This window comes from Rhodobacter capsulatus, from assembly GCF_052363175.1.
GTDB classification, from domain to species: Bacteria; Pseudomonadota; Alphaproteobacteria; order Rhodobacterales; family Rhodobacteraceae; genus Rhodobacter; species Rhodobacter capsulatus_D.
Genome location: NZ_CP198946.1, coordinates 3,217,151 through 3,236,868, shown reverse-complemented (window position 1 = coordinate 3,236,868; position 19,718 = coordinate 3,217,151). Strand labels below are relative to the sequence as shown.

Below are 19,718 nucleotides of genomic sequence, written 5' to 3'. Positions count from 1 at the left end.
TCAAACCTCCCGCGGTCGGACCTGTAGCCCGAAGAAGCGATAGCCGTTCCAGCGCACGCCGGTGATCTCACGGGCAATCCCCGAGAGCGATTTGTATTTGCGGCCCTGCCACTCAAAACCGTCCTTCAGCACGGTGATGGTGTGCTCGACCCCGTTCCATTCCCGGATCAGCCGCGTGCCTGCCACCGGATTGCGGGGATCCGCGATCTGGTTCTTGCGGCGGGAGACGCCCTCGACCTCGTCGGCGAGCAGGTCCAGCATGCGGCGAGTCTCGTGATCAGGGCCGCCATAGGTCAGTTCCTGCAGGCGATAGGCGATGCGGGCCTCCAGAAAGGCGCGGCTGTTGTTCGGTGCGGCGCTGCCGAGGAGCCGTTCCCATTCGGTCTTCAGCTCTTTCACCGACATGGCCTTGAGCGCAGCGATGCGCGACAGGACGCTTTGGTCCAGGCGGGCGTCCTGCCCGGGCTTGGGCGGCGATATCTTACTGTGATGCTTCATAAATTCCTCCGATGCGGATGCGTTTCCTGCGACGACCACCGCTCTTTCGGGGCGGGTAGTCCACGGAACTGTCTCCGTCGGCGGGCGATAAAGAACTGGACTTCCCGGCAGTCAGGCGAACGACGCCCGCAGCGAGAATACGGCCCAGCTCGGCAAGCCGGGCATCAGGGGACATCCGTTCAGGGCATAGAGGATTGGGCCCGGAAACCGGGTCTTCGGGAGGCATGGACATGGCGGGTTTTCGCGACTGTTGTGATAGGCAAAATGTGTCGCGAAATCATAAAAATATCAAGTAAATCAGTTTATTAAGGTCGATGAGGACATCTGCGCTGCGTGGCGAAAATCTGCGTAGCAGAAATGCCCCCGCACTGACCTGTCGGTCGGGCGGATGCGCCGAATCAACTCGTCCACCCGTCCATGAACTTGTCGTAGCTGTCGAGGATCGGCTCCTCCTCGAAGTCCCGACCATAGACGGCGTCGTCGAACTGCAAGATGGTCAGGGACAAGTCCAGAAACTCGGACACCAATGCCAGTTCCCGCACTGGCTCGGACCCGCGACTGAAGTTCCAGACGCCAGCCGGTCGCTGGACCGGCCGGTCCGAGACAAATCCCCTCTCGTCGGCGCCGAGGGCAGCCAGCGCATCGTCAGGGATCTGCATGCCCGATCGCACGAAGATCCCGCTCTTGAGAGCAGACTTGCTGGCACGCCCCCACCTTGCGAAACCGTCACGCGCGACGATCATGACGGCCCGCCGGTCCGTGAAATCGATCCACTTCCGGCAGGCGGCCAGCAGTGAAACGCCGTAGCGATCGGTGATGTGGTTCAGCAGATCGACGGTCATTTCTTCGCCGTTCATCTGCTCACGGTAGTCATCAAGCGGCATCAGCAGGTAGGAGGCGAAAGTGTCCGCCTCTTCCTCGCGTTGTCGTTCTGCGTCCTGCCAGGCATTCGGCAGCAGCGGTTTGCATTGAAAATCGCAATCGCGCTGGAGGGTTCCGCCCTTATAGTCCCGGTCGGACAGGACCGGACGATGAAGCTGGTAGTGACCGAACTCATGCGCGATGGTGAAGCGAACGCGGCCAGAATACCGGGGGTCGTCGTTATAGACGATGTGCCATTCCGGGCGCTTTCGGTGCGGTCGGAGCATTCCCTCGAACCCCGGAAGTTCGCCACCCACGATCTTCCCGATCGGGTCTGCGTTGTTGCGGGAGACTTCTCGTGCCAAGGCTTCGACGTCGACCGGAAAGCGGTCTCCGCCCAGAACGTGCCGGAGCATGATCGAGAGCCGATTTGCCTCTTGCTGGGGCGATTTCCGCTTTCCGTTGGTCATCAATCGTCGTCCAAAGCATCCAGTATACGTCGCAGGCGTTCTTTCTCCGGCGCCGCCATCTTCTTGTATTTTCTGAAGAAAGCTATGTCCTCGGCGTTTTCCTCTTCTTTTTCACCGTCACCGGCCAATAAGTACTCGACTGTGGTGTCGAGCGCGGTGGCGATCATGGCCAGCTTCTCGGCCGAGGGACGAACGACTTCCTTGTTCTCTATTTCCCACATGTAGCTCTTGCTGGAGCCGACCCGCTCGGCGAGTCCCTCCAGGGTCAATCCGCGCTTTCGCCGCTGCTCGCGAACGCGCTCCCCTAGTGGTGTTGGCACGGCAATACCCTTTTCGTTGGTGGTTCGTTTTTACGAACTTCTAGTCCTTGACACGCCATACGCGCAATCCCTATCTTTTGCGCAGGTTCGCTACTACGAACTTTGATTCCCGTTGAAACAAGACCAGGAGGCCAGAATGGCTGTTGGAAAGAACCCGGGCACGCATCACGTCGTGCCGAATGCAGAAGGCGGCTGGGATGTCCGCCGCGGTGGTGCGGCGCGCTCGAGCGGGCACTTTGATACCAAGCAGGACGCCGTCCAGCGTGCTCGCGAAATCAGCCGCAATGCGGATACCGAACTGAAGATCCACAATCGTGACGGACGGATCGCGCAGTCGGATTCGCACGGCAACGACCCCCGAAACATCAAGGGCTGAGGAGATGTAAGACATGGCGTCGGTGACCAACTTCATCCGCAATACCCCGCTCGCGTCGCTGCGCGACTATTTCACTGCGGCCGGGATCGAGTTTCCGACGCCCGTAAACTGGGATGCGCCTGAGCCGGAGGTCGTCCGGCCGCTGCTTCAAGCGGTGGACCAGATGGATGACGAAGCGCGAGGCCGCGTCATCAACGATGGTGAGCGCGTTGGCGCCATGGCCGATGTCGCGGGTCAGACGGCGCTCTACAGTGTTGTCGACGACCGGGAGGTCCTCGATGAGCTCGAAAATGGACATGCCCGCGCCATGTGGCTGTTCATCAACGATCTCAACCGGTTTCGCCATGCGGAAGAGGTCCGTTTCACCGATGAGCGCCGCCGCGGGCGGAGCTGGGACGGCTTCATCTGCGAAGCGAACCTGAACCTCCGCCGCGACGAGCTCGCGCTCAACGCGTTCAAGGCGGCCCTGTGCCAGAGGTTCGCGTCGCGGAATGTTCATGTCGACATTTTCGAGCGCGTCCGTCCGACCTTCGAAGGTGAGGACTGCGATCTGGTTCAGATCACGGTTTACCGCGAGGGTCTGCCGGACGATCAGTTCGCTTTCGACGAGGGCGAATTGGTGCGCCGCGCCTATCGGCCCGTCTTCGAGGCCGCGATGACCTATGAGCCCGCCTCCGGGGTCATCGAAGTCGTTGCCAATGATCGGGAGAGCCGCGCCGAGATGGCGCAGTATCTGGCCCGCGACCTGCTCGGCGTGGAATTCCGGGACGAGAAGGTGCCCATGCGGCGCTATGATCTCGCGGTGCTGCTTGCGCCCCATGCGTTCCCGACTGACATCGAGGACGGGATCGAGCGGGTGGAAGTCCGGCAGCTCAGGCTCATGCCGATCGATGCCGTGGGTGAGCGCGTGACGCTGGAGGCGATGAGCAAGGCTGAACGCGACATCTGGACGATGGCAGAGGCTCGGCTTGGCCCCGACAATCCCCTCACCGGCGGCTGGGTGGCGACGCAGGCGAAGCTCGTGATCAAGTTCCAGCCCAAGCCTGGGGCTCGGCGTGGTCGCACGCTGCCCCTGACCATCACCATGCCGCATGGCTGCAATCTCAAGGATCAGACGGAAGAGGAGCAGCTGATCGGCGAGAAGTATCTGCGCCGGTGGGGAGTTGTGGTCGATGACCCGATCCTCATCGACGATTGACGAACGGTCTGCCCGGCTTTTCGTCAGCATCGTAGAGACGAAAAGCGCGCGCATCGCCGGGGCCGTTCTTCATGACTATCACGCGGCCAGCGCCACCCCTTTGATCGGCGCTGGTCTCTTGGTGCCGGATGCGCCGGTCCTGGTTGCCACCTCACTGGCTGACCATGACGACGAGCCAGTAAATTTGGAATGGTCTCCAGAGCAGCGCGCCTACGGGTATTTCAGCCCGGCAGCGGGATGGGTGACCGTCGACAGCGAACGCCTTCAGGTTTTCCGCTTCGATGCCAATGCGTTCCTCGTTCGGCTGACATCTCGCCTTGACCTGCCGCGCTCCGCCCGCCCGGCAGAACGCATTCCGGGTCATCTATGGGAGTTGGGCGATGTCAGACTGCCCGGGCGCGGTGCCCGTGTCCCAATCTGGTATGCGAGACGGCTGACGGATCGGGAGATCTGGCAGCAGGTCGTCAACTACCTCGGGGGGCGTCCGCCCGCAGATTTCAGGGTGGTGGTGACCACTTCGGTGACCCGTGGTCTCGCTGAGGCTGACCTGTCCCGGCATCAGTTCATCGCGCTGGGGGATCTGGAAATTAGCGGTGCGGGACTGGTTGTCGAGCCAACGTATCTGGCCGCCCAGCTGAAGGCCGGCGCGGCGACCCATGCAGGCGATCCCGTGCGCCACGCCGCTGGGTTCCGTCATCTCTGGGTGGGAGAACGGGAATTCAAGTTTGGTGGCGACAAGAGGCGGCAAATTGTCGAGTACCTCTTCAACACATGGGAGGATGGCGAGGAGAGCGTCAGCACCGAAGTCATGTTTGCCGATCTCGAATACGATGTCTCGAGCCGCATGCGGGATATCTTCAAGGGCCACCCCGATTGGCGCGATCTGATCGAGACGACGGGGGGATCCTGTCGGCTTCGCATCAGGGAGCTTCTGGAGGCCGATACTCCTAACGCCGATTGATTGCGTCCTCGGCGACCTGAAGTTGTTCCATGATCCAGTCGAAAGGCGGTGCCTCGCCGAGCATCATGCCCTGCATCGCCGCATAGTCCTCCTCGATTGCTGCGCGCAACTTGGCGGCCGGCACGACGCAGATCGAGCCCGGCGTGGCCTCTTCGAATTTCTTCCATGCCTGCCTGAAAGCGATGAGATTGTGTTCGCGCACGGCCGCAAGCAGCCCGTCGTCGGCCAGGGCAGAGCGCCCAATCTCCGTGCCGGTGATCATGGCGACGTCATAGTAGTGGCGGGAGATCCTGTCGCTGTCGGCAGGTACCCGTCCTTCGTCACGATGACCGCAGAACGCGCCGTGCAAAATCAGAAGTTTCTCCAGGTAGGTCCGCTGCGGGGCAATGACGTGGATGTTGTCGACTGCGAATGACCATCCGTCGGTCAGTTCCTCTGCGATATAGGGCATCACGCTGGTGGTGGCGTTGGGATCGAGCGCCGAGCGTGCGCCCGCTTCTAGTTTCACGCGTGGGAGGACGTAGGATATCTCGGTGCTTGGATAGAGCGTCGGGTACTCGATCAGCAGAGTTTGCTGATCGCTGTCCTCATCGTCTGGCATGATGCTGCAACGCGCGTCGAGCAGCGGCTTCAGCGCTTCAGCAAGATCACCGCGTATATAGGTGCCGCAGGCGTTCTTCAGGTCATCGAACAGGGCCTTGCGCTTCTTGTTCGAAATTCCCTCTGGGTTCGTCGGGTCGCGCTCGGCTGCAAAGCCGAGACCATCCCGATAAACGACAAGATCGATGTCCTCCGAGAAGCGGCGGATGAGCCCATAGGCCTTGGATAACGCCGTGCCACCCTTGAACAAGAGTTGCGGGTGGCCCTCCGGCAAGCGTTTGTAGAGCGCGTCCAGCACGAAGCAGACCCAGAAATCCTTCTCGACATAGCTCGGAAGCGTGTCGAGGCGGTCAGCAGCCGCCTCGAATACGTCTTTCTGGTTGCGAGCTGAAAGCGCGAGAAACCGCGTGTAGCTCTCGCTCATGGTGTGACGATCTGCGGGTCGACAAGGCTATGCGCGATGGGCGCTGCCCAGCTCGGCAGGCTGCCGCTGTTACGAACGAGATCCTTTTTCACGGCGTCTGGCAGCTTGCGCTTGAGCGTGGTCGCAACCCGTGTGTCCAAAGCTGCTTGGGGTCCGAGCCAGCGCAGCGCCTGCGCGACTGGCGCGGAGGTTTTACCCGCCCATGCCATCACACTCGGACCTGCATGCCGCAGCCGCACGGTCCGATTGCCGATTTTCACGTCCCGCGTCGCCCCGTCCGTCACATAGCTTGTCTTCGCGGGGACAGCATTGGTCAGGCCCAGCTGGTTCGCTGCGGCGATGCCATCGGGCATGATGCGAACACTGTCGCGCCGCGCGAGGGCTGCAACCGCCTTGTCCATATCGACCGGTGCGGGCCGCTTCAGGACGCCACTGGTACGGGGAAGATCGTAAAGCCCACGGCCGACACGACGGAGATCACCACTCTTTGCCAGGCGCGACAATGCCTGATCGATAGCCGCACGGCTACCGAGGTCGAGGAAGTCCTTGGGGGTGCAAACCCACTTCCCGCGTCCCTTCGAGCGAAGGCGCTTCATGATTCTATCAGAAATACCAGTCATCTGAGCGGTCCTCGTAGGCTTTTCTTGTCAGAAATATAGAGGATTTTTCTGACGAAATCAATTCCTCCCCGAACGCCTCCCTTTCGCCTCCCTAAGCCCTCCCACGCCCTCCGCCATGTTGAACCCGCAAGAGTTCGCAGAAATCCCAAGGAGGTTCACATGGCGACCAGGCACCTTTCCCAGATCGAGCTGGCGGCTCGCTGGAACATTTCGCACCGCACGCTGGAGCGCTGGCGGTGGACGGGAGAAGGCCCGAAGTTCATCAAGCTCGGCGGCCGGGTGATCTACCGCCTCGAGGATGTCGAGGCCTTCGAGGCCGAACAGATCCGCGGCGTGGATCACGAACCCCATCGTCCGATGTCGGCGTGAGGGGGCGGAACATGACGATCTCCAATCACATCACCCTGGCCGATATCCACCGCATGCCGGTGGGACAGATCGCGGCGCTGCCCGCCGATCAGCTCGCGCTGCTGAAAGGCGCGGCGGAGGAGCAGCTGGCGCAGGCGAAGTCGGTCGCGGACTGGCTCGACGGCGCGGTCTCGCTGAAATACGCGGACCGCGCCCAGGATACCCGCCAGGAGGCGGGCAAGGACACCGGCACGATACGGTTCGAGGATGGCGGCGTCACCGTGATCGCCGAACTGCCCAAGCGCATCGACTGGGATCAGGCGTTGCTGGCGCAGATCGCCGAGAACATCGCCTCGGCGGGCGAGGACCCGGCGGAGTTCATCGAGACCAAGCTGTCGGTGTCCGAGCGCAAATACGGTGCTTTGCCGGAAAGCTGGCGCGAGGGCTTCGAGCCCGCGCGCACGGTCCGCACCGGCAAGCCGAAGTTCCGCCTCGTGCTGAACGAGGAGGTGCGCTGATGGCCATTTCGCTCGCGTCACTGCGCACGACCTCCGTGCTGACCCCGCCGCGCATCCTGATCCACGGCGTGGCCGGGGTGGGCAAATCCACCTTTGCGGCTGATGCTGACCGGCCTGTCTTCCTCATGACCGAGGATGGTCTGGGCAAGCTGCAGGTCCCGCATTTCCCGCTCGCGACCAGTTATGCGGAGGTGGCCGAGGCGCTGGATGCGCTGCTGAGCGAGGACCATGATTTCGGCACGGTCGTCGTCGACAGCGTCGACTGGCTGGAGCCGCTGATCTGGGCCGAGGCCTGCAAGCGTAACGGCTGGGCCTCCATCGAGGCCCCGGGTTTTGGGAAGGGCTATGCCGAGGCGCTGACCATCTGGCGCGAATATCTCGACCGGCTCAACGCGCTGCGCGACCGCAAAGGCATGGTGGTCATCCAGATCGCCCATACCGACATCAAGCGTTTCGACAGCCCCGAGCACGAGCCCTACGACCGCTATGTGATCAAGCTGCAAACCCGCGCCTCGGCGCTGCTGCAGGAGCATTCGGACGTGGTGCTTTTCGCCAACTATCAGATCTCGGTCGCGAAATCCGATGTCGGCTTCAACAGACGGGTGACCCGGGCGCTCGGGTCCGGTGCGCGTGTCATGCACACCGAGGAGCGCCCCGCCTTCCTCGCCAAGAACCGTTACGGCCTGCCGGACACCCTGCCGCTGATGTGGTCGGAGTTCCTCGCGGCCATGCCCCAATCCCATTGAACTGAACAAGGACAAGACCATGGCACGTTTCGATACGTCCTTCGACGCCACCAGCGTCGAGCCCACCACCGCCTACGAGCTGTTGCCCGCAGGCAAATACCGTGCCCAGATCGTCGAGAGCGAGATGCGCGTCACGAAGAACGGCATGGGCCAGTTCCTCTGGCTGATGCTCGACATCCTCGAGGGCGAGCACAAGGGCCGGAAGATCTTCGACCAGCTGAACCTGGTGAACCCGAACCCGACCACGGTTGAGATCGCGCAGCGCACGCTCTCGGCGATCTGCCACGCCACGGGCCGGCTGCATGTCAGCGACAGCGAGGAGCTGCACCTGATCCCGATGACGATCCAGGTGAAGATCCGCCCGCCGAAGAACGGCTACGGCGAGAGCAACGCGATTGCCTATCTGCCGCCCGAGCGGGGTTCGGTCCCGGCCGGCCGTCTGGTGAAGCCCGCGCCCGATCCGGCCGGCTCCTCGGTGCCGCCGAAAATGGCCTCCGCGCCCTGGAACAAGAAGGGCTGAGCTTTCGCGCTGCCCTGCGCCCTGACTGACGGGGCAGCGCGCAACCCCATCTGAGGAAATTCCCATGACTGACATGACCAACGCGGCCCCTGTGGCCGCGACCAGCCCCGGCTTGCCTGATGACCAGCGGCGGCTGATCGATCTCGACGATGCCATTGCCAAGATCCGCACGCAGATCGCGACGGCCGATCTGGCCCGCCAGCGCGGCCAGAAGCCTATCGATCCAGACTGGTTCCACCGGGCCCGAACGGCCCTGCGCCACCTGTGCCGCGAGCGCGCGGAACTCTTAGCCCAAGGCACCGGCCGCCGTCGCCGCGAAAAGCTCAAGGACGCGCTGATCGGCATCCTGCGCGAACACCATGATCCCGAGACCTGGAATCGCATTCTGGCCGAGGCCCAGGCCCGCAGCGAACGGGAGGGTCTGTGATGGCAGAGCTTCCCGAAGCGCCCACGCCGACGCTGACGGCGATCTATGCCGATTACGAGGCCCGCCAGGGCGATGGTTTCCGCGATCACCTCGGGGCGTCGATCATCGGCAAATCCTGCGCCCGGGCGCTCTGGTACGATTTCCGCTGGGTCACGCCCGCGCGCCATTCCGGCCGCCTGCTGCGTCTGTTCGAGACGGGTCAGCTGGAAGAGGACCGGCTCGTGCGCAACCTGCGTGCCACCGGGGCGACCGTGCTCGAAGTCGATCCCGAGACCGGCCGCCAGTTCCGCGTCGAAGCCCATGGCGGGCATTTCGGTGGATCGCTCGACGGCGTGGCCCTTGGACTCCTCGAAGCGCCGAAGACGTGGCATGTGCTGGAATTCAAGACCCACTCGGTCAAGAGCTTCAACGAGTTGACCGCCAAGGGCGTGGTTCTGGCCAAGCCTCAGCATGCCGCGCAGATGCAGATCTACATGCACCTGACGGGCATCACGCGCGCCCTCTACGTCGCCGTCTGCAAGGACACCGACGCGCTGCATGTCGAGCGCATCGAGGCGGACCGCGCCATGGCCGAGCGCCTGCTGGAAAAGGCCGGGCGCATCATCTTCGCCCAGCACCCGCCCGCGCGGATAAGCGAGGATCCGGCCTGGTTCGAGTGCCGGTTCTGCGATCACCATGCTGCCTGCCACGAAGACGGTGGCGCGGCGGTGACCTGCCGGTCCTGCCTGCATGCGACGCCGGTCGACGGTGGTTGGCACTGCGCGCGGCGCGACCGGATGCTGGCCCCGGCAGAGCAACGCGCCGCCTGCGACCGCCATCTTTTCATCCCCGATCTCATCCCGGGCGAGGTCATCGATGCGGGCGACGATGTCGTCACCTACCGCATGGCCAATGGCTCGACCTGGACCAACGACGCTCGTTCTCCGGAGGCTGCGCCATGCTGACCCTGCGCCCCTATCAACAGGCCGCGATCACCGCGATCTACGGCTATTTCCAGACCCACACCGGCAATCCGCTGGTGGTCATTCCGACCGCGGGCGGCAAATCGCTCGTCATGGCGTCCTTCATCGAAGGCGTGCTGAAGGCCTGGCCCGATCAGCGCATCCTGATCGTGACTCATGTCCGCGAATTGATCGCCCAGAACCATGCCGAGATGATCGGCCTCTGGCCCGATGCCCCGGCGGGCATCTATTCGGCGGGCCTCGGCAAGCGCGAGGCGCAGGCGCGGATCCTTTTTGCGGGCATCCAGTCGATCCACCGCCGCGCGGCCGAGATCGGCCATACCGATCTGGTGCTGATCGACGAGGCGCATCTGATCCCCGGCAAGTCGAGCACGATGTATCGGCGTTTCCTCGACGCGCTGAAGGCGATCAACCCGGCGCTCAAGGTGATCGGGCTGACCGCCACGCCGTTCCGGCTCGACTGCGGTATGCTGCACGAGGGGCAAAACGCGCTCTTCACCGACATCGCCTATGAGGCCCCGGTCCGCGAGCTGATCGACGCGGGGTATCTGAGCCCTCTGGTCTCGAAGCAGCCCGCCACCCGGCTCGACGTCTCGAAGGTGGGCACCCGCGCGGGCGACTTCATCGCGCGCGATCTGGCGGCGGCGGTCGACCAGGACGCCATCACCCGCACGGCCGTCACCGAAATCATCGAGCATGGCCGCGACCGCAAATCCTGGCTTGCCTTCTGCTCGGGTGTCGATCACGCGCGCCATGTGGCGGAGGAATTCGGCCGCCAGGGCATCATCTGCCGCACGATCTTCGGCGACACGTCGAAGGACGAGCGCGATGCGATACTTGCCGCCTTCAAGCGCGGCGAAATCCGCGCGCTCGCCTCGATGGGCGTGCTGACCACCGGCTTCAACGCGCCGGGCGTCGACCTGATCGCGCTGCTGCGTCCCACGCAATCTGCCGGGCTCTATGTGCAGATGGTCGGGCGCGGCACCCGCCTCGCACCGGGCAAGGAGAACTGCCTGGTGCTGGACTTCGCGGGCAATGTCCGTCGCCATGGGCCGATCGACCTGGTGCGGCCCAAGCGCCCCGGTGATGGCGGCGGGGGCGAGGCGCCGACCAAGGTCTGCCCGGACTGCGACAGCATCATCGCGCTCTCGGCGACCGAATGCCCGGATTGCGGCTATGTCTTCCCGGCACGCGAGGTGAAGATCGCCCCGACGGCCGCCACGCTGCCGGTGCTTTCGCCGAAGCAACAATGGCTTCCGGTCACAGGCGTGTCCTACAGCCGTCACGACAAGGCGGGCGGGCGTCCGTCGCTAAAGGTGACCTATAGCAGCGGCCTTGCCACCTACAGCGAATGGGTCTGCCTCGAGCATCAGGGCTATGCCCGCCAGAAGGCGGCCGAGTGGTGGCGCAAGCGCGCGCCCGGCTGCGCCGTGCCGCTGAGCGTGGCCGAGGCCCTCGCGCAGACGAGCCGCCTTGCGCGCCCCAGCGCCATCTCGGTCCGCCCCTCGGGCCGTTATCTTGAAATCTCCGGCTACAGGTTCGCCCCATGCGCCCATCCGACCCCGGCCTCTGCGCCGTCTGCCACCGGGAACCTCGCGGCTTTGGCTGGTTCGAACCGGGCTTCCGGCGCACCGACTCGCGGCGCGACGCCAGCCGCAAGCGGCTCTGCAGCCGTGCCTGTCAGGACCTCTGCCATGGGAGGAAGGGCATGATCGATCCGACCCCGAATGAGACCGAGGCCATGGCCACGGGCGGCCAAATGGGCGGCGAATATCTGGAAGCCATCGGCAAGTCCGACCTCGCGACCCTGTCCGAGGAGGAATGGGCCCGGTTTCTCGATGCGGTCGTGACCGGCTATTGCGACCATCTGCGCGCGCTGACGGCGAAGGATCGCAGCAGGCTCGACGCGATGGCGCCGGAGGTGCCGTTCTGATGGCCGACACGTCCTGGATGGCGCGCTTCGGCGCGCGGCTCGTCACCAATGGCTATGCCATCCTGCCGATCGGCCCGGGCACCAAGAAGCCCGGCCGGTTCCAGCGCGGCGGCTGGGCCGATTACCCGGAATGGAACCGCCATGCCGAACGCCCGACCACGGAAGTCGAGGTCGCGACCTGGGCTGCCTGGCCCGATTGCGGCATCGGCATCGTCGGCGGTGCGGTGGCGGCGGTCGATATCGACATCGCGACGGACGCAGAACTGGCGCTGCAGATCGAGGCGCTGGCCCGGGCGCGCCTTGGCGACACGCCCGCGCTGCGCATCGGCCGCGCCCCGAAGCGCATGCTGGTCTATCGCTCGGCCGCACCGTTTCGGGGCATCAAACGCCATCCGCTCGAGGTGCTCTGCCTCGGGCAGCAGTTCTTGGCCTATGCCGATCACCCTGACACCGGCGCGCCCTATGTCTGGCCCGACGAGGGGCTGGCCGATCTCGATATCAGCGATCTTCCGGAAATCACCGAGGAAGCGGCGGCGGCCTTTCTAGAGGAGGCATATGCGATCCTGCCCGAGGCCCTGCGCCAGCGTGGGCTGCGCTCGGCAGCACCGGCCACCGTGCTGCGCCACCACGGGCAGATCGGCACCTTGCCCGCCATCCGGTCAGCGCTCGACTGGCTGCCGAATGACGAGCTCGATTACGACAGCTGGATGCGCATCGGCATGGCGTTGAAAGGCGCGCTTGGCGATGAGGGCGGCGAGGTCTTTGCCACCTGGTCGGCGCAGGCGGCCAAGGATGTGCCTGCGACCACCGCCCGCGCCTGGGCGAGCTTCAAGCCCGACAGGATCGGCGCGGGCACGATCTATCACCTCGCCATGGAGCGCGGCTGGCAGCCCGACGCCGCGTTGCGCCTCGATGGCAGCCTCGATCCGGACGGCCCGCATCCGGCCGCCGATCTGCTGGCCCGGCTGGAGGGGAGCGCGCCGACCATCGCCGATCCGGAAAAACCGATCTTTAGCCTGACCATTCCCGACGGTCTTGTCGGCGATCTGACCGGCTACATGCTGGCCACCGCGCGCCGCCCGCAACCGCTTCTGTCGCTCGGGGCCAGCCTCTGCGCCATCGGGGCGTTGATCGGGCGGCGGTACCGCACGACCAGCAACCTGCGCTCGAACCTCTATGTCGTGGGGATCGCGGACAGCGGTTCGGGCAAGAACCACGCCCGCGAAATCATCAACGAGGTCTTCTTCGAGGCGGGTCTCGCCCACCATCTCGGCGGCAACAAGATCGCGTCCGGCGCCGGGCTCTTGACCGCGCTCCATCGCCAGCCCGCGATCCTGTTCCAGATCGACGAATTCGGGATGTTCCTGTCGGCCGCCGCCGACCGCAAGCGCAGCCCGCGCCATATCACCGAGATCCTCGACAACATGACCGAACTCTTCACGGCCGCAGGCGGGATCTTCCTCGGGGCCGAATATGCGAACCGCGACGGCACCAATGAGCGGCGCGACATCAACCAGCCCTGCCTTTGCGTCTATGGCACCACGACGCCGCTGCATTTCTGGGGCGCGCTGCAGGGCGCGAATGTGGTCGACGGCTCGCTTGCCCGTTTCCTGATCCTGCCGAGCGACGAGGACTATCCCGACGAAAACCTCGCCGTCGGCATTCGGCAAGCGCCGCCCACGCTGATCCAGGCGCTCCAGCTGGTCGCAAACGGCGGCGGGGCCGTGAAGGGCAACCTGACCGGCAAGACCGCCGATCAGAACACAGCCGTGAACCCGATGACCGTGCCGATGTCGGATGCGGCGCGCGCCCGGTTTGCCGAGCTCAGCGACGCCCTGACCGAGGAGCTGCGGGCAGCGGCCGGGACGGCCTTTACCGCCATTCTCGCCCGGATCGGAGAGAACGCGCTGAAGCTGGCGCTGATCGTCGCTGTCGGGCGCGATCCTGTGCGCCCCGAGATCGACCTTACCGCGGCGGACTGGGCCATCGGCTTTGTGCGCCACTACGCGCGGCGCACCATGGAAGCGGTCGAGCGCCATGTGGCGGATACCGAGACCGAGGCGCATCTGAAGCGCCTGAAGGAAATCGTCCGCGCGGCCGGGCCCAAGGGGATCACCAAATCCGAGATTACCCGGGCCTCCCAATGGCTGAAATCGCGCGACCGCGACGAAATCCTGCTGACGCTGATCGAGAGCGGCGACATCACGACGGGCATGCGCGGCTCCTCGACCAAGCAGGCCATGGTCTACCGGATGGCGCAGTGGGGCGGGTGACCGGAGATCCTTCAATCCGCCTGAAGCGGCCCTTGAAGCCGAAACTCCGACAAGCAGCAGAAATGAAAGGGAAAAACGGAATCCTTCAAATCCTTCAATCTTTCAAGAGGACCTCTTTCCCCTATACGCGTGCACGCGCGTTCTCAAAGAGAGAGACAGGTACCTATTGAAATATTGAATAATTGAAGGATTATATATTACATATACAGGACAACCACTTAGGGGAGGAGATCTTTCAAGACGCCCCTCTGAAGGTTCTGAAGGATTTGCCGGGCGGCCCAGCTGCCCAGCCCATGAACTGACCAGACCACCCTTCGGGGCCTGGCGAGACCGCAGCCTTCACCGGCCAGCCCGCTCGCCTCGCTCACAAACGCGAAGAGGAGGTCTCTCATGACCCAATCCAACGAACACCCGCGCGTGACGCAGACTTACGCGGCCCCACAGGGGCCACGGTTCTGCGCCACCCTCGCGCTCGATCTCGGTACCACCACCGGCTGGGCGCTGCGCAGCCACGAGGGGCTGATCATCAGCGGCACCGCCAGCTTCCGGCCCGGCCGCTATGACGGCGGCGGCATGCGCTATCTGCGCTTCACCAACTGGCTGACCGAGCTGGACCGCCTGTCGGGGCCGATCGCGGCCATCTGGTTCGAGGAGGTCCGCCGCCACGCCGGAACGGATGCAGCCCATGTCTATGGCGGGCTGATGGCCTCTCTCACCAGCTGGGGCGAGTTGCGGGGCATTCCTTACGAGGGCGTGCCGGTGGGCACCATCAAGCGCCACGCCACCGGCAAGGGCAACGCGCCCAAGCAGGCCATGATCGATGCGGCCCGCGCGAAGGGCTTCAGCCCCGAAGACGACAACGAGGCCGATGCCATCGCCATCCTGCTCTGGGCGCTCGACGCCCGGGGAGGTGCGGCATGAGGTTCCATCCCAAGGGCTATGGCGGCCACCGCCGGTCACCCGATGAGGTGAAGCGTGACGGCTGGCGCGAACAGGGCGTGCTGGCGGTCAGCGTGGATGACCAGCGCCTGACCTGGCCCGAGCGTGAACTCGTCGAGCAGCTGGGCACGCGGCTCTATGGCCCGCGCCCGGCGGAGGATCTGCGCCATGGCTGAGCGCATCTGGACCGCCGAGGACGTCGCCGATCATTTCGAGGAGGCATTCCGCACCCTGCGCAAACTGCCGCCGGTGAAGGTGCAGGGCTATTTCAACGCCTGGCCGCAGGTCATCCGCAGCGAGCGCGAGATCCTCGCCATGGAACCCGAACCGATGCGGGTCTGGCCCTCGGCCGCCGCGATCTCGCGGCTCGAGCAGACCTTCGACTGGGTGCTCTGGCTTGGCGAGAGTGAACGCCGCCTGATCTGGTGGCGCGCTGCCCGCCGGCCGTGGAAGCAGATCACCCATGAGCTGGGCGTCGACCGCAGCACCGCATGGCGCCAGCACAAGCTCGCGCTCACCAAAATCGCTGCGCGGCTGAATGCTGCGCGAGCATGAAGTGTTGCAACACTTTGGTCTTCGACAGCTGCAACAGATCCGTGCTATCTGAAGGATATGATGGGGAGAGTGCGTCGGAAGACGGCTCTCCCCGTTTCCGTTCGCGCGGACCCGCGACTGCAGGGCCACAGCGGAGCGCATTTCCCTGAAATCGGCGGGTCCTTCCCGGCGTCCATCCTATACGGGCGGGCGAAGCGCGAGGGTTTCCCAGTGATACCCCGAAAAACACCCGTTTCGTTTCGCTTGGGGCCACGCGGCAATGAGCGAAGGGCCTGACCGCCGGAAACCCCATTCCTGAACCGAAACGGCCCTGCGGGGTCATTTCGGCTCACGCCCCCATTTCGCCGCCCGGCACCCCAAGGACATTCCCATGGACGTCGTCGACCTGCCGCTCGAGCAGATCATTCCCTATGCGCGTAATCCCCGGCGCAACGAGCAAGCCATCGCCGCGGTCGCGGCCTCGATCCAGGAGTTCGGCTGGCGTCAGCCTATCGTCGTGGACGAGGCGATGGTCGTGCTGGCCGGGCACACAAGGCTGGCGGCTGCGCGCAAGCTCGGCTTCAAGACCGCGCCGGTGCATGTCGCCAAGGGGCTGACTACGTCGCAGGCGCGCGCCTTCCGGATCATGGACAACCGTTCCGGCGAGAATGCCGAATGGGACAAGGACCTCTTGAACCTTGAACTGGCGGACCTGCTGGAGGCGGATTACGACCTCGGCCTGACCGGCTTCACCGAGGACGAGGTGAACGCGCTGATGTCGAGCTTCGATGCGGGCACCGGTCCGCAGGAAGGCGAAGACGAAATCCCGGAAACCCCGGAGGAGCCCGTCAGCCGCCCCGGCGACCTCTGGCTCCTCGGAAATCACAGGCTCCTCTGCGGCGACAGCACGGTCGCCACCGATGTCGAGCGGCTGCTCGGCCCGGTGAAGCCTCTCCTGATGGTCACCGATCCGCCCTATGGCGTGGAATACGACCCGGGCTGGCGTAACCAGGCGGGGGCGGCCAAGACCAAGCGCACTGGCAAGGTGCTGAACGACGACCGCGCCGATTGGCGCGAGGCCTGGGCATTGTTCCCGGGCGATGTCGCCTATGTCTGGCACGGCGCGCTGCACGCGGCGACCGTGGCGGAAAGCCTCGAGGTCGCGGGCTTCACCATCCGGTCCCAGATCATCTGGGCCAAGGAGCGGCTCGTTCTGAGCAGGGGCGATTATCACTGGCAGCACGAGCCCGCCTGGTATGCCGTGCGCAAATCCGGCAAGGGCCATTGGGCGGGCGACCGCAAGCAGACGACGCTCTGGCATATCTCGGGCAAGGATCAGGACGAAAAAACCGTCCACGGTACCCAGAAGCCCGTGGAATGCATGCGTCGGCCGATCCTCAACAATTCGAGCCCGGGTCAGGCGATCTACGAGCCCTTCATGGGATCGGGCACCACGCTGATCGCGGCCGAGACCACGGGCCGCGTCTGCCTCGGCATCGAGCTGAACCCGGCCTATGTCGATGTGGCCGTCCAGCGCTGGCAGAAATTCACCGGGAAGCAGGCCGTCCTCGACGGGGATGGAACGCCCTACGACGACCTCAAGACCAAAGACCGCTGAGGGATGGATGACCTGGCTTTACCTTCCGCAGGCCTGCCTGACGGAACAGGCGACGCATGCCTCTTCGGCCTCTCGCTCTGCTCCGGCGCCGGTGGCATCGACCTCGGGCTCACCATCGCCTTGCCCGGATATCGAACTGTGGGCCATGTCGAACGGGAAACCTACGCCGCAGCCACTCTCGTGGCGCGGATGGAAGACGCGGCCCTGGATCACGCGCCTGTCTGGGACGACGTTGCCACCTTCGACGGCCGCCCGTGGCGCGGCGCGGTGGACATCGTCACTGCGGGCTATCCGTGCCAGCCGTTCTCCGTCGCGGGCAAGCGCCGGGGCACGGACGACCCGCGCCACCTCTGGCCGCATGTCGCCCGCATCATCAGCGAGGTCGAGCCACCCTTTGTCTTCCTTGAGAACGTCGCCCATCATCTCCGCCTCGGCTTCCCCGAAGTCGCCAGCGGACTGGTCCGCATGGGCTACCGCCTTGCGGCAGGCCTCTTCACGGCGGCGGAAGTTGGCGCGCCCCACAAGCGTGAGCGGCTGTTCATCCTCGCCATCCGCGAGGGCGACGAGCTGGCCGACCCCGCGCGCCTGCTCTGGCACCCGCTCGAGTGGCGGGAACCGGACAGAGCTGCTGCGGCTCTGGCCGACGCCCCGGGCCAGTGCCAACGAGAACCGGCAGACGAAGCCGACGCCGTCACAGGCAGCAGGCCAGCACGGGATGAACCTCGCGACGACGGCCGCGCTTTGGCCGACGCCGCAGACCGACAGCTTTCGGAGCCGGGGCGGCGACAGGCGCGACGAGAAAGGTCTCGACCGGTTGGCGCGGGACTGGCCGACCCCGATGGCGAACGACGGATGCAAGCCGAGCGCGGGCAACCGGCGGACTGCGGACCTGACCCACGCGGCCGGGATGTGGATGACGCCGACGGCGCGGGATCACAAGGATGGCGCGACGACGCTGGCGAACACGCCGGTGAACGGCCTGCTTGGCCGCCAGGTCCTGGTGACGCCGATGGCTGGGAGCGATACCTCCGAGCCGCGCCGGACCTTGAACCCGCTGTTCGTCGAGGCGCTGATGGGCTGGCCCACCGGGTGGACCGGCTTCGCCTCTGTGGCAACGGCGTGGTCCCGCTGGTTGCGGCGCATGCGCTCAGAACTTTGGCAGCTGAACTGCTGGCAGATGGATGAGGTGGAGGCATGAAGCAGTCCCGCCTCATGTCGCTGATCGAGTCCGTTGCCAACGTGATCGTCGGCTACGGCGTTGAGGTCGTCACGCAGATCCTGATCTTTCCGATCTTCGGCCTGCACACGACGCTGGCGCAGAACCTGAAGATGGGCGCGGTCTTCACCATTGTGTCGATAGCGCGTTCCTTCGCCTTGCGGCGGGTGTTTGAGGCGAACCGGATGCGGGGCGCCAAATGATCGACCGCCGCCCCGGAGGGACGGCGGTCATCGACTTTTCGGAGTCCGGTGCGTCAGGCGGCGGGTAGTTTGTAAACGCGCCCCCGATCCTCGACCTTCTCTGAGGTCACCTCGAGCCCAAGCTTCTTCTTCAGCGCCCCGGCCATCGCGCCGCGCACCGTATGCGACTGCCAGCCCGTCGCCGCCATGATCTCCTCGATGGTCGCGCCGTCCGACGCGCGCAGCATGGCGATCAGTGTGGCCTGCTTGGTGCCCTCGCGCGGCGTACGCGCTTTTGGCGCGGGTTCGGGGGCGGCGGAGGTGTCCGGTTCGATGCCGATGGCGGCGAGGCCCGCGTCGGTGGCCACCAGTGTGACGCCGTGGCTGTCGCCGGTCTCGCGCCACATGGGTTCTCCCTTGCGCAGGTCCGCGTCGACCTCCTGCAGGAAGCCCTTGGCGAGCATCGCGCCGACCACCTTGGCGGCGGCGCCACCCCGCAGGCTCTCGGGCAGCGGCAGGGCGATATGCTCGGGCCGCTGGGCGGCGGCGCTGAGGATGATGGCTTGGGTGTCGGAAAGCTGGGTCATGGGGTCGTCTCCGTATTTGGGTCGCGGCCGTCGCGATCCCTTCTACGACCCCAAGCCGCGCCAGCGCGCGGCAAGGGTCCGGAAATGCCGGAGGTCAGCCTGCGAATTCGCCTTCGCCGAACGCGCTGTCGGTGATGCGCTTCAGCAGGTTGGAATAGTGTTCGAGGGTGCCGACATGGCCCCAATTGATCTCATCGGGGTGGGCGTTGAAGTGGTCGTCGCTCAGGCTTTGCAGGCGGGCGAGCATCGCGTCGATGTCGGCCTTCTTTTCCATGAAGGCCGCCAGTGCGTTCGACCGGTTTCTTGAACCGGTGGCGGAACCGGTCTCACCTTGGTTCCTGCGGGCCTTTTCGGCGCAGAGTTGGTGGCGTTCGGTCATCATCCTGCCCCCTCAGTTCTTCTGCTCGATCATCGCAAGGATCGCGCAGGCCATGCCGCCCAGAAACTCGCCGCGCCGGAAGACGATCTCGTCGATCTCGGTCGCGCGGGTGATGGCAGGATCGACCTGAAGGTCGGCGGCCATGTGCGGAAGGAGGCGGGCGGCTTCGAGGTTGTAGCGTTCGGCGAGGGTCATGGCAGGCTCCGTG

26 protein-coding genes and 1 pseudogene are annotated in these 19,718 nt (G+C 65.0%); 19 read left to right on the top strand and 8 right to left on the bottom strand.

Annotation, left to right across the window (positions count from 1 at the left end; genetic code table 11):
• From ACTTAI_RS16805 to ACTTAI_RS16795, 3 genes are all read right to left on the bottom strand, one after another.
• Window positions 1–498: a DUF2924 domain-containing protein gene (locus ACTTAI_RS16805; protein WP_444452655.1), complete on the bottom strand. Its 498-nt coding sequence runs from the start codon at window positions 496–498 to the stop codon at window positions 1–3.
• A 398-nt stretch (window positions 499–896) separates the two neighbouring features.
• Window positions 897–1,829 carry an ImmA/IrrE family metallo-endopeptidase gene (locus tag ACTTAI_RS16800; RefSeq protein WP_444452654.1) on the bottom strand — a complete coding sequence of 311 codons (933 nt, stop codon included), beginning with the start codon at window positions 1,827–1,829 and terminating at the stop codon, window positions 897–899.
• Complete coding sequence (locus ACTTAI_RS16795) at window positions 1,829–2,149, bottom strand: helix-turn-helix domain-containing protein (RefSeq protein WP_074743390.1); 321 nt, start codon at window positions 2,147–2,149, stop codon at window positions 1,829–1,831. The genes ACTTAI_RS16800 and ACTTAI_RS16795 overlap by 1 nt, the downstream gene beginning before the upstream one ends.
• Before the next feature lie 136 nt (window positions 2,150–2,285).
• On the opposite strand from ACTTAI_RS16795, the gene ACTTAI_RS16790 reads away from it, so the two are divergent.
• From ACTTAI_RS16790 to ACTTAI_RS16780, 3 genes are read left to right on the top strand one after another with little or no spacing between them, the layout of a single operon-like run.
• On the top strand, window positions 2,286–2,525 hold the full coding sequence (locus tag ACTTAI_RS16790; protein WP_043869383.1) for a DUF2188 domain-containing protein: 240 nt from the start codon (window positions 2,286–2,288) through the stop codon (window positions 2,523–2,525).
• A 13-nt stretch (window positions 2,526–2,538) separates the two neighbouring features.
• Window positions 2,539–3,723, top strand: a complete 1,185-nt coding sequence (locus tag ACTTAI_RS16785; RefSeq protein ID WP_076534508.1) for a hypothetical protein — start codon at window positions 2,539–2,541, stop codon at window positions 3,721–3,723.
• Entirely contained in the window at window positions 3,698–4,684 is a 987-nt protein-coding gene (locus ACTTAI_RS16780; protein ID WP_444452653.1) for a hypothetical protein, read from the top strand. Before ACTTAI_RS16785 ends, ACTTAI_RS16780 begins: the two co-directional genes overlap by 26 nt.
• Here ACTTAI_RS16780 and ACTTAI_RS16775 read toward each other — a convergent pair.
• Together ACTTAI_RS16775 and ACTTAI_RS16770 are read right to left on the bottom strand one after the other, a co-directional pair.
• Window positions 4,671–5,708: a nucleotidyl transferase AbiEii/AbiGii toxin family protein gene (locus ACTTAI_RS16775; RefSeq protein ID WP_076534709.1), complete on the bottom strand. Its 1,038-nt coding sequence runs from the start codon at window positions 5,706–5,708 to the stop codon at window positions 4,671–4,673. The two genes, ACTTAI_RS16780 and ACTTAI_RS16775, sit on opposite strands and share 14 nt — an antisense overlap.
• A complete protein-coding gene (locus tag ACTTAI_RS16770) occupies window positions 5,705–6,304 on the bottom strand; it encodes a DUF6088 family protein (protein ID WP_444452652.1) in 600 nt (199 codons plus the stop codon). Before ACTTAI_RS16770 ends, ACTTAI_RS16775 begins: the two co-directional genes overlap by 4 nt.
• A gap of 183 nt (window positions 6,305–6,487) precedes the next feature.
• On the opposite strand from ACTTAI_RS16770, the gene ACTTAI_RS16765 reads away from it, so the two are divergent.
• From ACTTAI_RS16765 to ACTTAI_RS16690, 16 genes and pseudogenes are all read left to right on the top strand, one after another.
• Entirely contained in the window at window positions 6,488–6,697 is a 210-nt protein-coding gene (locus ACTTAI_RS16765; RefSeq protein ID WP_043869387.1) for a helix-turn-helix transcriptional regulator, read from the top strand.
• A gap of 11 nt (window positions 6,698–6,708) precedes the next feature.
• Entirely contained in the window at window positions 6,709–7,194 is a 486-nt protein-coding gene (locus ACTTAI_RS16760; RefSeq protein ID WP_444452651.1) for a hypothetical protein, read from the top strand.
• The gene (locus tag ACTTAI_RS16755) at window positions 7,194–7,940 is read left to right on the top strand and encodes an ATP-binding protein (protein ID WP_444452650.1); all 747 of its coding nucleotides are present in this window, start codon (window positions 7,194–7,196) and stop codon (window positions 7,938–7,940) included. The genes ACTTAI_RS16760 and ACTTAI_RS16755 overlap by 1 nt, the downstream gene beginning before the upstream one ends.
• Window positions 7,941–7,959: 19 nt before the next feature.
• The gene (locus ACTTAI_RS16750) at window positions 7,960–8,460 is read left to right on the top strand and encodes a DUF669 domain-containing protein (RefSeq protein ID WP_444452649.1); all 501 of its coding nucleotides are present in this window, start codon (window positions 7,960–7,962) and stop codon (window positions 8,458–8,460) included.
• A 64-nt stretch (window positions 8,461–8,524) separates the two neighbouring features.
• Window positions 8,525–8,887 carry a hypothetical protein gene (locus tag ACTTAI_RS16745; protein WP_444452648.1) on the top strand — a complete coding sequence of 121 codons (363 nt, stop codon included), beginning with the start codon at window positions 8,525–8,527 and terminating at the stop codon, window positions 8,885–8,887.
• Window positions 8,887–9,831 (top strand): PD-(D/E)XK nuclease family protein, encoded by a 945-nt coding sequence (locus ACTTAI_RS16740; RefSeq protein WP_444452647.1) that lies wholly within the window; start codon window positions 8,887–8,889, stop codon window positions 9,829–9,831. Before ACTTAI_RS16745 ends, ACTTAI_RS16740 begins: the two co-directional genes overlap by 1 nt.
• Complete coding sequence (locus ACTTAI_RS16735) at window positions 9,825–11,561, top strand: DEAD/DEAH box helicase family protein (RefSeq protein WP_444452646.1); 1,737 nt, start codon at window positions 9,825–9,827, stop codon at window positions 11,559–11,561. The genes ACTTAI_RS16740 and ACTTAI_RS16735 overlap by 7 nt, the downstream gene beginning before the upstream one ends.
• Window positions 11,558–11,782 (top strand): DUF6511 domain-containing protein, encoded by a 225-nt coding sequence (locus tag ACTTAI_RS16730; protein ID WP_444452645.1) that lies wholly within the window; start codon window positions 11,558–11,560, stop codon window positions 11,780–11,782. Before ACTTAI_RS16735 ends, ACTTAI_RS16730 begins: the two co-directional genes overlap by 4 nt.
• On the top strand, window positions 11,782–14,055 hold the full coding sequence (locus tag ACTTAI_RS16725; RefSeq protein ID WP_444452644.1) for a PriCT-2 domain-containing protein: 2,274 nt from the start codon (window positions 11,782–11,784) through the stop codon (window positions 14,053–14,055). The genes ACTTAI_RS16730 and ACTTAI_RS16725 overlap by 1 nt, the downstream gene beginning before the upstream one ends.
• Window positions 14,056–14,445: 390 nt before the next feature.
• Window positions 14,446–14,976 carry a crossover junction endodeoxyribonuclease RuvC gene (locus ACTTAI_RS16720; RefSeq protein ID WP_444452643.1) on the top strand — a complete coding sequence of 177 codons (531 nt, stop codon included), beginning with the start codon at window positions 14,446–14,448 and terminating at the stop codon, window positions 14,974–14,976.
• Window positions 14,973–15,170 carry a hypothetical protein gene (locus ACTTAI_RS16715; RefSeq protein ID WP_444452642.1) on the top strand — a complete coding sequence of 66 codons (198 nt, stop codon included), beginning with the start codon at window positions 14,973–14,975 and terminating at the stop codon, window positions 15,168–15,170. The genes ACTTAI_RS16720 and ACTTAI_RS16715 overlap by 4 nt, the downstream gene beginning before the upstream one ends.
• Entirely contained in the window at window positions 15,163–15,549 is a 387-nt protein-coding gene (locus ACTTAI_RS16710; protein ID WP_444452641.1) for a DUF6362 family protein, read from the top strand. The genes ACTTAI_RS16715 and ACTTAI_RS16710 overlap by 8 nt, the downstream gene beginning before the upstream one ends.
• Before the next feature lie 370 nt (window positions 15,550–15,919).
• Complete coding sequence (locus ACTTAI_RS16705; RefSeq protein ID WP_444452640.1) at window positions 15,920–17,146, top strand: DNA modification methylase; 1,227 nt, start codon at window positions 15,920–15,922, stop codon at window positions 17,144–17,146.
• A gap of 3 nt (window positions 17,147–17,149) precedes the next feature.
• A pseudogene (locus tag ACTTAI_RS16700) lies at window positions 17,150–17,656 on the top strand (DNA cytosine methyltransferase); the annotation flags it as partial.
• Window positions 17,657–18,053: 397 nt separating this feature from the next.
• Window positions 18,054–18,344: a hypothetical protein gene (locus ACTTAI_RS16695; protein WP_444455824.1), complete on the top strand. Its 291-nt coding sequence runs from the start codon at window positions 18,054–18,056 to the stop codon at window positions 18,342–18,344.
• A complete protein-coding gene (locus ACTTAI_RS16690) occupies window positions 18,341–18,565 on the top strand; it encodes a DUF7220 family protein (RefSeq protein ID WP_444452639.1) in 225 nt (74 codons plus the stop codon). Before ACTTAI_RS16695 ends, ACTTAI_RS16690 begins: the two co-directional genes overlap by 4 nt.
• Window positions 18,566–18,618: 53 nt before the next feature.
• On the opposite strand, the gene ACTTAI_RS16685 is transcribed toward ACTTAI_RS16690, so the two are convergent.
• The 3 genes from ACTTAI_RS16685 to ACTTAI_RS16675 form a co-directional block, all read right to left on the bottom strand.
• Window positions 18,619–19,131 carry a DUF3489 domain-containing protein gene (locus tag ACTTAI_RS16685; RefSeq protein ID WP_444452638.1) on the bottom strand — a complete coding sequence of 171 codons (513 nt, stop codon included), beginning with the start codon at window positions 19,129–19,131 and terminating at the stop codon, window positions 18,619–18,621.
• Window positions 19,132–19,225: 94 nt separating this feature from the next.
• Window positions 19,226–19,513 carry a hypothetical protein gene (locus tag ACTTAI_RS16680; RefSeq protein ID WP_444452637.1) on the bottom strand — a complete coding sequence of 96 codons (288 nt, stop codon included), beginning with the start codon at window positions 19,511–19,513 and terminating at the stop codon, window positions 19,226–19,228.
• Between the two features lie 9 nt (window positions 19,514–19,522).
• The gene (locus tag ACTTAI_RS16675) at window positions 19,523–19,705 is read right to left on the bottom strand and encodes a hypothetical protein (RefSeq protein WP_043869402.1); all 183 of its coding nucleotides are present in this window, start codon (window positions 19,703–19,705) and stop codon (window positions 19,523–19,525) included.
• Window positions 19,706–19,718 lie beyond the last annotated feature (13 nt).